Genomic DNA, 343 nt, shown 5'->3' with positions numbered 1-343 from the left:
CTGATAACAAATTAGAAGAAGTAACCCTTTACTAATAAGTAAACGAGGGGCTATAGCTCAGCTGGGAGAGCGCCTGCCTTGCACGCAGGAGGTCAGCAGTTCGATCCTGCTTAGCTCCACCACTTATTTACGACTTAGTATTGTAGCTCGAACAAAGAGCGCACCCCGCCACGTGTTATTAGCGGTGAGGTCGGCCTGTTTTTTTTCAAGTCTGCCCAGACCTACCAATTAGGTAAAGGTGAACTCAAAAAGATATAGGTCTGTAGCTCAGCTGGTTAGAGCGCACCCCTGATAAGGGTGAGGTCGGCAGTTCAAGTCTGCCCAGACCTACCAAATTCTGCGT

General features: G+C 48.7%; 2 tRNA genes. Both read left to right on the top strand.

The features are described from left to right. Positions 1-46 precede the first annotated feature (46 nt). A tRNA-Ala gene (locus RM573_RS17450) sits at positions 47-122 on the top strand. Between the two features lie 134 nt (positions 123-256). Then, positions 257-333, top strand: a tRNA-Ile gene (locus RM573_RS17445). Positions 334-343 lie beyond the last annotated feature (10 nt).

The organism is Thalassotalea castellviae (genome assembly GCF_031846185.1).
GTDB lineage: Bacteria > Pseudomonadota > Gammaproteobacteria > Enterobacterales > Alteromonadaceae > Thalassotalea_H > Thalassotalea_H castellviae.
This window is presented reverse-complemented; position numbering and strand designations above follow the sequence as displayed.